The 12,900-nt window shown below is 62.3% G+C and carries 7 protein-coding genes; 3 read left to right on the top strand and 4 right to left on the bottom strand.

Going from position 1 to position 12,900, the window contains the following annotated elements:
* Positions 1-46: 46 nt before the first annotated feature.
* Positions 47-2,377 carry a peptidoglycan glycosyltransferase PbpC gene (gene pbpC / locus HBO24_RS16490; protein WP_170060011.1) on the bottom strand — a complete coding sequence of 777 codons (2,331 nt, stop codon included), beginning with the start codon at positions 2,375-2,377 and terminating at the stop codon, positions 47-49.
* Positions 2,378-2,476: 99 nt separating this feature from the next.
* Here pbpC and HBO24_RS16485 point away from each other — a divergent pair, with 99 nt between their 5' ends.
* Entirely contained in the window at positions 2,477-2,770 is a 294-nt protein-coding gene (locus HBO24_RS16485; protein WP_057437585.1) for a hypothetical protein, read from the top strand.
* Positions 2,771-2,897: 127 nt separating this feature from the next.
* On the opposite strand, the gene HBO24_RS16480 is transcribed toward HBO24_RS16485, so the two are convergent.
* From HBO24_RS16480 to HBO24_RS16470, 3 genes are all read right to left on the bottom strand, one after another.
* Positions 2,898-7,793, bottom strand: a complete 4,896-nt coding sequence (locus HBO24_RS16480; protein WP_170060010.1) for an alpha-2-macroglobulin — start codon at positions 7,791-7,793, stop codon at positions 2,898-2,900.
* A gap of 130 nt (positions 7,794-7,923) precedes the next feature.
* Complete coding sequence (locus tag HBO24_RS16475) at positions 7,924-8,877, bottom strand: LysR substrate-binding domain-containing protein (RefSeq protein WP_170060009.1); 954 nt, start codon at positions 8,875-8,877, stop codon at positions 7,924-7,926.
* On the bottom strand, positions 8,877-9,725 hold the full coding sequence (locus tag HBO24_RS16470) for an EamA family transporter (protein WP_170060008.1): 849 nt from the start codon (positions 9,723-9,725) through the stop codon (positions 8,877-8,879). Before HBO24_RS16470 ends, HBO24_RS16475 begins: the two co-directional genes overlap by 1 nt.
* Positions 9,726-9,941: 216 nt before the next feature.
* Here HBO24_RS16470 and HBO24_RS16465 point away from each other — a divergent pair, with 216 nt between their 5' ends.
* Both HBO24_RS16465 and HBO24_RS16460 read left to right on the top strand, forming a co-directional pair.
* The gene (locus HBO24_RS16465) at positions 9,942-11,285 is read left to right on the top strand and encodes an MATE family efflux transporter (protein ID WP_057958218.1); all 1,344 of its coding nucleotides are present in this window, start codon (positions 9,942-9,944) and stop codon (positions 11,283-11,285) included.
* 117 nt (positions 11,286-11,402) lie between these two features.
* The gene (locus tag HBO24_RS16460; RefSeq protein ID WP_170060007.1) at positions 11,403-12,896 is read left to right on the top strand and encodes a M91 family zinc metallopeptidase; all 1,494 of its coding nucleotides are present in this window, start codon (positions 11,403-11,405) and stop codon (positions 12,894-12,896) included.
* Positions 12,897-12,900 lie beyond the last annotated feature (4 nt).

The raw sequence follows: 12,900 nt of genomic DNA, 5'->3' as shown, positions 1-12,900 counted from the left end.
GTTAACAAATCAAACTGTGGGAGCCGGCTTGCCTGCGATGGCGATTTTAATCAACCACGCTGAACTCAACCCTGGCCGTCTGCCCCGCCTCATCGAGCACACTCAGTTGATAGCGCCCCAACTGCTCCAGGCTGGCATTGATGCTGTCCTGGTTGGCACTGTCGCCCAGCGGCGCACCATTGAGGAACCACCAGCGCCGCCCACTGCCGCCCAGGGCCGAGAGCTTCAGGCGCAGTTGCTGCTGGCTGCCCGCCGGCAAGCGCAGTTGATCGCCCTCACGTACACCCACCACCGACAACGGCGACGACGCCGCCAGCGCCGGTGGCGGGCAATCCGGGTCTGGCGCGGGGATGCGTGCGTCACGCCGCTCGATCCTCGGCAACCACGGTTCCAGCGGTGCCGGCCACAGGGCAATGTCCCGCGATACCGCGCCTGGGCAACTGGCCGCCACGCGCAGGCCCTTGGCATTGACCCACACGGTTTCCATCAAGCCGACACCCAAAGGTTGGTCCAGGGCCTGCAAGGTCGGCGGCGTGGTGTTGTCCAGCGTCCAGGCAAACCGCTGGCGCCGGCAATTGGCGTCGCTGCGGCTCATGGGCTGGCCCAGGGGCCAACAGATCGCCGCCACGCCGACATTCATCGGCACGGGTTTAACGGGTGCGGTAATGCCGCGCTGGCTGTCGCGGTTGGTCAACACATCGTGCACTTGCAGCATCAACGGCGCCGCCGACGCCAGGCCAAACTGGCCGGGCACCGGGGTGCCGTCCGGGCGGCCGATCCACACACCAATCAAATAGCGCGGCCCGACGCCAATGGCCCAGGCATCGCGAAAGCCGTAGCTGGTGCCCGTCTTCCAGGCCAACACCGGGCGCTGCACCAGCTCGGCCCGGGGATCACGGTCCGGCCGCGCCTGGCCACTGAGGATGCGCCGCACAATCCACGCCGAACCCGGCGATAACAACGGCCGCTCCTTGAGCACATCATCGGGCTGCAAACGGATGGCCGCGCTCTTGCCGTCACGGGCCAACGCGCTGTAGCCACCGACCAGGTCTTCCAGGCGGCTGCCGGCGCCGCCCAGGATCAACGCCAGGTTCGGCTCGGCCAGCGCCGGCAGCGCCAGGGGCATGCCGCCGATGCGCATTTCGCCAGCAAAGCGCTTGGGCCCATAGGCTTCCAATAGTTGCACCGCCGGCAGGTTCAGCGAGCTGGACAGCGCCGTACTGGCCGGCACCGCGCCGGTAAAGCCCATGGAGAAGTTGCCCGGCCGGTAATCGCCATAGCGCCGAGGCACATCCTGCAACAGCGATTCGGAGTGAATCAGCCCCGCGTCCAAAGCCATGCCATACAGGAAGGGTTTGAGGGTCGAGCCCGGCGAGCGCAGAGCGCTGATCATATCCACATGGCCAAAGCGCCGCGCATCGTTGATATCCACCGAGCCCAGGTAGGCGCGCACGGCCATGCTTTCTTCTTCGACCACCAGGATCGCGGCCGAGGTGTGCTCCGGCAGCCGCGCGCGCCAACCCAGCAGCAGGTCTTCGAGACGGCGTTGCAGGGTCGCGTCGAGAGTGGTGCGAATCAGCGGCGGGCTGTCGGGACGGTTCAGGCGGCGCGCCAGCAGCGGCGCCAGGCTGGGCTCCAGGCGCGGCGCCAGCAACAGGGGTTCTTCCAGGGCTTCGTCGACCGCCGATTGCGGCCACACCTGGAACTCGGCCAGGCGCCGCAGCACTTTGTCCCGGGCCTCCTGGGCGCGCTGCGGGTGGCGGTCCGGGCGCAGACGGCTCGGCGCCTGGGGCAGTACCGCGAGCAACGCTGCTTCGGCGCGGGTCAGCTGTTGCGGCGACTTGCCCAGATACGCCCAACTGGCTGCCGCCACGCCCTGCAAGGTGCCGCCAAAGGGCGCGCGATTGAGGTACAGGTTGAGTATCTGGTCTTTGGACAGGTGCCACTCCAGTTGCGCGGTGCGCCACAGCTGGCGCAACTTGCCCGGCAGGGTGCGCGAATGGGGATCGAGCAGGCGCGCCACCTGCATCGACAAGGTGCTGCCGCCAGACACTACCCGCGCGCCGGTCAGGTTCTGCCAGGTCGCCCGCACGAGGGCCAGCGGGTTGACGCCGGGGTGCTGGTAGAACCAACGGTCTTCGTAGGTCAGCAGCGCATCGAGGTAATACGGCGAGACTTCATCGGTCGCCACCGGGTAACGCCATACGCCGTTGGCATCGGCAAAGCGCCACAACGGCGTGCCGTCCTCCGCCAGTACCACGCGGGCCAAGTCGTCCTTGGGCAACGGCAGGGGCCAGAGGCGGTCGGCCAGCCACAGCAGGGCTATCACCACCAGCAGGCTACCCAGGGTAGCGCGTGCAACTATTCGCAAATTCAAACGGGCAAACCTCTATGCTTCTAGGGAACTCGCCCAAGGGATTGGCGACCAAAGGCTCAGGTCCGGCAGATACGCCCACCCTTTCATCAGGAAACTCATATGCAGGTAGAAAGCTTTTTCGAATGGCTGGGCCAGGCGCTCGGTTCGGTCATCCGCTTTATCGTCGACGGGCTCAGCGGCTTGTTCGGCGCCCTGACCAATGCCGGCGGCAACTTTATCGACGGCCTGTCGCGCACCCTGGGCATGGACACCTCGATCATCAGCATCATCACCCTGATCATTGGCCTGATGCTGCTGTACTCGGCAGTCCGGGCGTTTATGCGGGCCTCGATCATCATGGGGATTATCTGGTTGATGCTGGGGTTGTGGCTGCTCAGTTGGGTTGTGCATTAAATACAGACCCTGCGGGAGCGAGCTTGCTCGCGATAGCGGTGTGTCAGTCGCCGAATACATCGGCTGAAAAACCGCTATCGCGGGCAGCTCCCACATTAAAGGCAGCACCAGCTCCTACAGGAGGCGCTTAACGCCCCTTGATCACCATATCCACTGGGGTTTCCCCCACGGCCTGCCAGTTCGGCCGGTACATCGACTCCACTTGCGGCGGCGGTACGCGATAAGTCCCAGGGGTGACAGCGCGGGCCAGGTACAGCAGGTGCGTGGTGCCGTAGCCGTCCAGGTTCAGCGCGGCCACATAGCGATCATCGCGGTATTCCTGATGCTTGATCGACGCATTCTGCATCGACTCGCGCCATTCCTTGACCTGACTGCTGGCGTTTTCCAGGCTGGCGGCGCTTTGGCCCAGGTTCTGGTTCTCCAGCTCCAGGCCAGCTGGTAGCAGGTCGACCACCAGTGCATCCGGCACCCGTTGCTTGTTGGCGCTGACCGCAATGTGCACCAGCACCAAGTCGCCGCTGCGCAGGTTTTGCAGGTTCAGCGGCTGGCCGTTCATCCCCAGGTACTCACGACGAATACTCAGGTTTTCGCCACCCGCTACCGGCGCGTGCTGTGGATAACCGGAGATGCTCAGTTGCTGGTAAATCGGCTCGCTGCCCGGGTTGCGCAGGGTCAGCGGTGAAGCCAGCAACGGGCCTTCCAGCTTCAGGCCGGACTGGCCGTTGTTCAGCTCGCGGGTTTCGCCGCCGCTGCTCAACTGCGCCGTCCAGTTGGTTTCCGGTTTGCCCAGCAGGCCACGGCCGGCGAGGAACAGCGAGTTGCGCTCCTGGGTCGACAGCCATGGGCTGGCCGCCATCTGGTCCGACAGCTCGAACAGGCGCTCTTCACGCTTGCCTTTGGCCAGGTCGTTTTCTTCCAGCAAGGCCAGGATCATCGCCTGATCACGCAGCGGGCTGCCGTAGTCGGCCAGCCATTCATTGGCTTTGCGCTTGACCGCCAAACCGGCAAGCAATGCCTGGTCGGCGCGCGGCTGGTCGCCCATTTTCTGCAAGGCAATCGCCAACTGCACCAGAGGCAGGCCGGAACGCGCATCGCTGCGGCGTTCGAACAAGCTGCGCAATGCGCCCAGCGGCGCCTGTTGACTGCGCGCAAGCACCAGCCCGGCGTAGGCCTGCACGGCAAAGCGCGTGTGGTCGGCGTTGTCGCTGTAGTCGACTTCAATCAGATTGCGTTCCTGCACATAGCGCAGCAGGCGTTCGCTGGCCTTTTTCAGCGCTTCAGGCGGTACGGCAAAACCCTGGTCGCGGGCGCGCAGCAGGAAGTCGGTGACGTACGCCGTCAGCCAGTATTCTTCCTCGCCATCGGCGCCCCACAAACCAAAGCTGCCGTTGTAGCGCTGCATGCCCAGCAGGCGCTCGATGCCCAGTTCGATCTTGCGTTTGCGCTCGGCATCCGGCTCGCCGGTCAACCCCAGGCGTGTCAGCACGGCGGCGTCGGCGTACAGCGACGGGTACAGGCCGCTGGCGGTTTGCTCCAGGCAGCCATACGGGTAGGCCTTGAGCGCACGGATCTGCTCGCCCAGGTTCAACGGCGGGCGGCTCGACAGGCTCAACAGTGCCTCACGCCCGGCCGGTTCAAACAGGGCCAGTTCGCTGTCCGGCAGGCTCCAGGCTTCGTCCTTGAGCACTGCGCGGTATTGCTTGAGCAGCGCCGGATAAGCCGGACGCACGCCCAATGTCCATTCGCGGGTAAACGCCGGCAGGTTCTCGCCCGGCAGGTCCAGGCCGTTGACCGTGACCTTGATCTTGCCCTGGCCAAAACCGCCCAGCGCACGCACTGGAATCTGCAAGGTGGTGCGCTGGCCCTGGGTCAGTTGCACGCTTTGCGATGGCTCGCCCAGCAGGGTCAGTTGACCTTCGGCGGTCAGTTGCACATCGAGCTTCTGCGCCTTGCCCGACAGGTTGGACAGGTCCAGCGCCAGGCGCGTCTGGTCGCCGCCAGCAAGGAAGCGTGGGGCCGACAGCTCGGCAATCAAGGGCGCGGCGATCACGGTCTTGGCTTCGGCCATGCCGTAGCGGTCATCGCTCCAGGCCTGGGCCATCAGGCGCAGCTCGCCGTTGAAGTCGGGGATATTGACGCTGACTTCGCCCTCGCCTTTCTCGTTCAGGGTCACCGGCGCGCTTTGCAGGGCGACGATGGTGACGCTGGTGTCCGGGCGCTTACCGCCCTTGGCCAGCGCCGCGTCACCACCAAAGGCCAGGCTGGCCAGGCGGCCCTGGCCGGCTTCGATCAACTGCCCATAGATATCGAACTGATCCACGCCATACGCCTTGCGGCCGAACAGGCTGGAGTAAGGATCCGGGGTCGGGTACTCGGTGATATTGAGGATGCCCACGTCCACCGCCGCCACCAGCACATGCACCTGTTTCGGCACGCTGCCATCGGCATTTTTTGCCGCGACCTTGACCGTCAGTGGCTGCTTGGGGCGCATTTTTTCCGGTGCAGTCAGGGTCAGGCCCAGTTTGCGCTGGGTACGATCCAACGGCAGGTGCAGCAAGCCCACGGCGCGTTTGGGGGTGATGTTGGCTTTGCGCTCGCCGGGACGGATCACCAACGCGCTGACATACAGATCATGACGCGACCATTTCGGATCGAGCTTCACTGCAAAGCTCTTGCCTTCGGCCGGCACCTCGATTTCCTGCCACCACAACGGGCCTTCACTGGATTCGACCAACAGGTAGCCCTTGCCGGCTGCCGGCGGGGTGACGGTGACGTTGGCCGTATCGCCATCGCCATATGCCGGTTTGTCCAGCGCCAGCTTGACCTGGTCCGGGCGCACGGCGCCGCCTTCGGTGTTGTCCTGGGCCTGGTAGCCAGCCCAGAAGCGCTTGCTGCTGATCAACCCGGTCTGTGGGTCTTCGACTTCGACGCGGTAAGGGCCCCACTCCACCTGGAAGCTGACCTTGGCCGTATCGCCGGCCTTGATGTTGACGGTCTGCTCATCGAGGTTGAGGAATTTCTCGTTGTAGTGATAGCTCCAGCCGTCGTTGTCCGAGTAGTTCCAGTAGTAGTCGCGGCGCTCGCGGATCAGGCGGACCTTGAGGTTGTCCGCCGCCAGCTTGTCACCTTGCTGGTTGGCCAGCAGTACTTCGAATTCCGCCGGGCCATCGCCATCGGTCTCCTTGCCATCGAACAAGCCGCGCAGGCCGGGCAGTTGCTCGGCCGGCCATACCGGCTGTACCAGGCGGCGGGTGATCGGGCGCCCGCCGGACTCTTGCAGGCTGGCCTGCACGATCAGTTGCAGCGGCGACCTGGCCTCGCTCCATTTGCTTTCCAGGGTCAGCTTTTCCTGGCCCTGGGCATCGAGCACGCTTTCGTCCAGTTCAAAATCCTGGCTCAGCTCTTCTTCCGTTACCGAGCCAAACTCGTAGCCCGGCAGGGCTTTGACCGCCTCGCGCAGCGGGCGCACATACACTTGCCCGCTCAGGCGATTGCCCGCCGCCGGGGCGCCGTAGAGGTAGCGGCCGTTGACCTGGATAACGGCGTTGTCCGCCGGGCTCAACGGCGTGTCGCTGCCCTTGAGTTCCAGGGCCAGGCGCTCGGGCAGGAAGTCCTCGACGAGGAATTCATACAGCTGCGGCTTACCGTCACCCAGGTCGAACACCAGTTGCCAGCGCCCGGTCGGCGCTTCGCCGGCCAACTGCAACTGGTACTGATAGAGGCCAGAGGCATCGGCGTCCCATACGAATTTGCGGCTGACCTGCTCATCCGGGCGGCGCACTTCGACACTCACGGGCTGCGGCTTGACGGCATTGCCGTCCTTGTCGCGCAGCAAGGCGTTGAGCAGCACGGTTTCGCCAGGGCGGTACAGATCACGCGGGCCGAACACAAAGAATTGCAGCGGGTGCGCGGGCTGGCCGCCGATATCGAACTCGGCCAGGTCCAGCGCTGCGCTGTCGAGGCGCAACAGGCTGGTTTGCTCGCCCTGCTTGGCCAGCAGTACCTGGGCCTTTTTCGGCAATGGCAGTTCGGCGTGGCCGCCCTTCTCGGTCTTGCCCTGGCCCAACACGCGGCCTTCGGCATCGAGGATTTCCAGCTCGACGCCATCGAGTGCCTTGCCGCCTTCCAGCGCCTGGGTAAACACATCCAGGCGGTTGGCGTAACGGTGCACCGACAGGCCGATATCACTGAGGGTGAACAGCGTGGCCGGTTGCGAATAGTTGTAAGTGCCCGAGGCGCGCATCACCGCCAGGTACACGCCCGGCTGTTGCAGTTGCTTGAGGCCGGCGATGGGCAGCAGCAGGGTTTCACGGGTGTTGCGCGCAGGATTCAGGTCGAAACGGCCGCCGTACACCAGGTCGGCCATGGGCAGCAGTTCACGGGACTCATAGCTTTGCAGGCTGGTATTGCGGCCCCACTGGGCGAGAAACGCCGGCAGCGATTCGGGCTTGATGCGGAAGAATTCGACGTCGATCTTGTCGACATTCAGCGCGATCACCGGCAAACCTTCGGCCAGACGGGTGGGCAACAGGGTGCCACGGCTGGCGAAGCCGACGGTGGCTTGCAGGTCGCGGGTTTCCAGGCGGCTGACGTACTCGGCGGCGAGCTTGGCGTCATTCACCCCACGCAGGCCGGCGTCCACGGTCAGCACCAGTTTGCGCTGGGGCTCCAGGTGACGCAGGCGCAGCTCCATCAGGTTGTCGGAAAGCTCCCAGGCACCGTCGACCTTGCCGGATTTGCTGTCCACCAGGTGCAGCTTGTCGGCGAACTTCTGGTCCGGGTCCAGCGGGATCGAAAAACTCACCGACAAGGTGCTGGCGCCATCCAGTTGCACCTCAGACACGTCCACCACGCTTAACTCACGGCCGGCATAACGCTGCTTGAGCGTCGCCACGTCTACCGCGGCCTTGGCCGGCGCCGTCACCGCTGCCGCAGGGGCCGCTGGCGCTGCTGGTTTGTCGGAAGAATCGCAGGCGCTCAGCAGGGCCAGCGCGCAGGCCAGGAACAATCCTTTGTTAAGCATGGGGCACTCGTTGTGAGGGTGTCTGAGGGGTGAACTATATATCAGCGCCAGTGAAGCGGGTGATGGTGGCGATCACATTGACCGACGGAGGGCGATTTGGTTCTGTGTGCAGACCAAGTCAGGTCAAACCCTACCTCTGAAATGCTCCAGCGCCCGCTATTTGCGGATGCCTCGCCCCAACCTCCCGCAGAAACTCACCCGCGCTGAGCTTGAGCCACTCAATCAACCGGGCGATGGCCGGCTCGGACTGTCGACCCTTGCGGCAAATAATGTAGTACGCCGCCGGCGACATCATCACCGGGCTGCTCAAGGCAACCAATCCCCCCTCTTCCAACTGGTCATATACCAACGCCGTCCTGCCCAGTGCGATCCCAGCCCCCTTGAGCGCAAGGCTTATAGCCAGGCTCGAATCCGGAAACCGAGGCCCAGGGTGATACGGGGGGGCCGCCACCCCCTGGAACGCAAACCAACTCTCCCACCCCGGACAGATCTGATCATCCGCCCGGTGAATCAATGGGTACCGGGCGATATCCTTCGGCGCAATATCGCCATGCTCGCGATAAAACGCCGGCGAACATACGGGAAACACCGCATCGCGCATCAGCAACTCGACATGATGCTCCGGATAGTCCCCGCCCCCTATGACTACTGCGACATCAAATTGATGAGCACCCAGGCTGGCAGGGCTCATATCTGCGCTGGTCAGCACCAGGTCGAGATTGAACGAGGCGTCAGTATGCGAGCCATGCACTCTGGGAATCAGCCAGGTCGAACAGAGTGAAGAGGTGCACGAGAGGTACAACGGTTGGGCTTTGCGCGGATTGAGAACCTGCAACGCCGCCTCCAGCCCTTTGAAAAACCCATCAGTGACCGGCAACAAGGCGTGCCCTGCCGACGTCAGCTTGACGCCGCGCGAGTGCCGCTCAAACAACTGCACGCCCCACCACTCTTCCAGGCCCGCAATTTGATGGCTGATGGCACTGGCGGTGAGGTTAAGCTCAGATGCCGCACGCGCGAAACTGCCCGTTTGCGCGGCGCTGACAAAAGCCTGAAGCATCGCAGTGGGTGGAGGACGCTGAGCCATCAAGTGCTCACTTTGATCAGGATGATCCCGCAAACAATGACGCACGCCGAGAGCATCCGTCGCCAGCCGAACCGTTCATGAAAGAACAGCGCGGCAATAATGGCGCCGATAATAACACTGGTTTCCCGCAGCGCTGAGACCTTGGCCACCGCGTCCAGCGACAGCGCGAACAACACCAGGCCGTAGGATGCCAGGTAAAAAACACCCCCCAAGGCCCCCACTCGCCAATGACTGCCCATGGCCTGGACAAGTGCCGCACGCTCCTTGCAAAACGCCAGCAGCGGGATAGGAATGCTCTGGAACACCGTCAGGTAAATAATGTATTGCAGCACCGTTTCACTGGCTCTCACACCCTTGGCGTCCACCACTGTGTAGGACGCAATAAACACTCCAGCGCCCACCGCCATCAGGATCGGCTTGAGCATGTGCGCGGTCATCCTGCGTACAAATGTCAGGCTGATGATCCCCAGGCAAATCAACAACACCCCGGCCATCGCCTGGAACGACAGTTGCTCATGCAGCAGAAAGTAGGAAAACAACGCCACCAGCACCGGCGGCACACCGCGCATCACCGGGTAGACCTGACCGAAGTCGCCCGTCTCATAGGCCTTGATCAGAAACAGGCGATAGACCGTATTCAATATCACCGAGAGCAGTACATAACCCCAGACTTGCAGGCTCGGCACATTGACCAGCGGCAGCGCCGCCAGGCAGATCACCAGCGCCGTGCCATCGACGACGGCCAGGGTCATGAAGCGGCTGCTGCCGGCTCGGACAACAGCGTTCCAGGTGGCGTGCATGAAGGCGGAGATCAGGACCAGGGTGATCGCGATATCGGAGTTATCCATGGAGTTTGGCTGTTCTGAGGAGAAGGCGGGTATTTAACTCAGCCTCGCGTGCTGGCCAGAAGCGAAAGCTCATCAGCGCAGCCATGAGCCTTCATCATGCCGACATTGCCACCCACAACGCTGGGACCTGCTGTGGGAGCTGGCTTGCCTGCTCCCACATTGGGTCTGCGATGCTGCCCAGGCAGCGTTACAATGCCGCTCCCCCAAGGAGCCCGCATGTCCACCTTACTTACCGACTGGCGTCATCGCCCCACTCACCGCCGTGTCTGGGCCCTGGCCGCGCCGATGATTCTGTCGAATATTTCGGTACCGCTGGTGGCGCTGGTGGACAGCATGGTCATCGGCCACCTGCCCCACGCCCACCAATTGGGCGCCGTGGCCGTAGGGGCCAGCCTGTATACCTTCCTGGCCTGGGCCATGGGCTTTCTGCGCATGGGCACCACCGGGTTTGCCGCCCAGGCCGCCGGGCGCAATGATGGCGCGGCGCTGCGGCAAATCCTGCTGCAAGGTCTGCTGCTGGCACTGGGGTTGGCGATGGTGCTGGGCACGGTGGGCATTCCCCTGAGCCACCTGGCGCTGGAGTGGATGCAGCCCTCCGCCGAATTGAATCAACTGACCCGCGAGTTCTTCCACACCCGCCTGTTCGGCCTGCCCGCCGCCCTGGCTACCTATGCCTTGGTGGGCTGGTTCCTGGGCACGCAAAACGCCCGGGCGCCGCTGGCGATTCTGTTGACCACTAACCTGGTGAATATCGCCCTGAACCTGTGGTTTGTGCTGGGCCTGGACTGGGGCGTAGTCGGTTCGGCACGGGCCTCGGTGATTGCCGAATGGACCGGCGCCCTGCTCGGCCTGGCCCTCACGCAAAAAGCCCTGCGCGCCTACCCTGGGCATATCGCCTGGGCGGCGCTCAAGGTCTGGCAAAGCTGGCGCGCGCTGCTGGCGGTCAACCGCGACATCTTTATCCGCAGCCTGGCGCTGCAGTCGGTGTTTTTCATGATCACGGTGCAAGGCGCACGGTTGGGCGATGCCACCGTCGCGGCCAATGCCCTGCTGCTCAACGGGCTGTTGCTGACCGCCCATGCCCTGGACGGTTTGGCCCACGCGGTAGAAGCGCTGTGCGGCCACGCCATCGGCGCCCGTGACCGTCAGGCCCTGCGCCGCTCACTGGTGGTCGCTTGCGGTTGGTCGCTGATCGCCAGTCTCGGCTTCGCCCTGCTGTTTACCTTCGGCGGGCACCTGTTTATCGCCATGCAGACCGATATCCCCAGCGTGCGCGCAACCGCCGATCTCTACCTGCCGTACCTTGCGGTACTGCCGTTGATTGCGGTGTGGAGTTACTTGTTGGACGGTTTGTTTATCGGCGCGACCCGTGCGCGGGAGATGCGCAATGGCATGCTGCTGACGGTGCTGATTATGCTGCCGCTTGCCTGGGCGCTGCAGGGTTTGGGTAACCACGGGCTGTGGATAACGTTCCTGCTGTTTATGGCGGTGCGCAGTCTGACGTTGTGGGCGATTGCGTGGCGACTGAACAAACAGGACCGCTGGCTCGGCCAACCCTGAGAACGCGGGCTATCTGTTGATTGTTACAAAACAGCTTGGCTGTTTTCGGGGAGCAGACCACAGAGCATTTACACCTTCGAGGTCAAACATCACCTCTCATCCAAGGTAGGTCTGTGAATGAATATACTCCCGACACCAGCAACCGCAGCCCCCCTTTCACCACGCGTCACTCCACCGGCGGAACCGGTCGGCACCCCACATATCAGCGTTTTAGCGGATGATGGAAACACCAAGATCCAGCAGATTTCAACCTATAAAACAGACCCTCAAGGCAAGCGTGTGCCCGGTGTCAGCAGAGTGCTGATTACCACCTCCGACCGGGCTGACAACGTCAGTATTACCGTAGGCGCAAACCACCAGCTCAACGCGCGTATCAATGGCAAAGACTACAAACTCCCACTGACAGCAAACAACAACGCGCACTCACTGAGGATCAACACTGCTGGAGGCAATGACCGCATTACCGTCGACAAGTACGTCAACATCGAAATGCACATAAACAGCGGCGACGGTGATGACGATATTGTTTCAAATGGGCGAGTGGGGACCGTGATCGGTGGAAAAGGAAACGATCACATACGCCTGGGCACCGGCGATATGGCGGTAACTGGCGGTGATGGCGACGACACAATTACTGCCGGCACGGGCAACGCTGCGATATCGGGAGGAAAAGGAAACGATCACCTGTATGCAGGCTTTGGTCCTGCCAACAGAGTGTTATTCCTCAACGGCGATAGGGGAGATGACCATCTTTATGCTGGGCCTGGCAAGGTTGTACTAAACGGGGGAAGGGGCAATGACACACTGAGTGGTTATTACCGGACTACTTTTTATAGCGGCGAGGGCGCCGACACCATTAACTCTTATGATAAAAACGATAAGATCTATGCCAAATCTACCGACACAATTAACAACCAAGGCAACTCTAAAATCATCCCTGTTACATATTCCGAGAGCGGTAGAAAAGGCTTGGTAATAAAAGGTACAGAACAATTCATAGAACAGACGGAAGATGTTATAGACCGACTAAGAGCCTCACCAGCGGGTCAAAAAGCACTCGAAGCCATGGATCAATTTGTTGAAGACGGGCATAGGCCTATCGTCCTTACCGAATCGCACACCCCAGGCTTTAGCGCCTACGGATTCAGGAATGAGTACACCTCAAACGCTGAGCTCAGGAAAGACCCTTTCCGCCCTGAGTTTGGTTATATAAAAGACAACAAACCGGGTTCAGTTTCGACCCAGCCCGAAATCGTTTTCGAACCCGCTGACTTTGACCAGACCTTTTCCATCTCCCCGGAGATTACGCTCCATCATGAACTCGCTCACGCGTTCAATGGAGCCACAGGGACGGGCATACCTGGCAAACAAATCCTGAAGGACGCTAATGGAGCCCCCCTCCTCAGAGGCGGAGTGCCGAGAACCGTAAACAACGAGGAATACCAAGTGGTTGGAATTCCCACGGATGCCACGCCTTTCGACTTTGACAATAACCCCAACACTCCAGCGACCAACGTCAACCCTTATCCCTTCACGGAAAACGCCCTCCGTGAGGAAATGGGCGTTCCGCTGCGCGACCGTTATGACGTGGATGAGGCGCCGCGCATCTGATAAT

Source organism: Pseudomonas sp. WS 5410 (assembly GCF_012985645.1).
In the GTDB taxonomy this organism is placed as follows: Bacteria; Pseudomonadota; Gammaproteobacteria; order Pseudomonadales; family Pseudomonadaceae; genus Aquipseudomonas; species Aquipseudomonas shahriarae.
This window is presented reverse-complemented; position numbering and strand designations above follow the sequence as displayed.

What these genes read in the sequence shown, in the direction of transcription:
- HBO24_RS16465 (WP_057958218.1), top strand. Translation starts at nt 9,942, where the DNA reads ATGTCCACCTTACTTACCGACTGGCGTCATCGCCCCACTCACCGCCGT.
- HBO24_RS16480 (WP_170060010.1), bottom strand. Translation starts at nt 7,793, where the DNA reads ATGCTTAACAAAGGATTGTTCCTGGCCTGCGCGCTGGCCCTGCTGAGC.
- HBO24_RS16470 (WP_170060008.1), bottom strand. Translation starts at nt 9,725, where the DNA reads ATGGATAACTCCGATATCGCGATCACCCTGGTCCTGATCTCCGCCTTC.
- HBO24_RS16485 (WP_057437585.1), top strand. Translation starts at nt 2,477, where the DNA reads ATGCAGGTAGAAAGCTTTTTCGAATGGCTGGGCCAGGCGCTCGGTTCG.
- HBO24_RS16460 (WP_170060007.1), top strand. Translation starts at nt 11,403, where the DNA reads ATGAATATACTCCCGACACCAGCAACCGCAGCCCCCCTTTCACCACGC.
- HBO24_RS16475 (WP_170060009.1), bottom strand. Translation starts at nt 8,877, where the DNA reads ATGGCTCAGCGTCCTCCACCCACTGCGATGCTTCAGGCTTTTGTCAGC.